Annotated in this window: 1 pseudogene; it reads right to left on the reverse strand. The window is 65.8% G+C overall.

Annotated elements, in window-relative coordinates:
* A pseudogene (gene glyA / locus RMT89_RS43310) lies at nt 1–269 on the reverse strand (serine hydroxymethyltransferase); the annotation flags it as partial.

Raw genomic sequence — 269 nt, forward strand, 5'->3', positions numbered from 1 at the left:
GGCTGCAGCAGCGCCAGGAACACGGCCTGGTTCATCTGGCTGCCGGAATTGGGCTGCACATTGGCGAACCTGGCGCCGAACAGCCGCTTGGCCCGTTCGATCGCCAGCGTTTCGGCGACGTCGACGAACTCGCAGCCGCCGTAGTAGCGCGCGCCCGGATAGCCCTCGGCGTACTTGTTGGTCATCACCGAACCCTGCGCTTCCAGCACGGCGCGGCTGACGATGTTCTCGGACGCGATCAGCTCGATCTCATGGCGCTGACGACCGAG

The sequence above is a fragment of the Streptomyces sp. P17 genome (assembly GCF_032436805.1).
Lineage (GTDB): Bacteria > Actinomycetota > Actinomycetes > Streptomycetales > Streptomycetaceae > Streptomyces.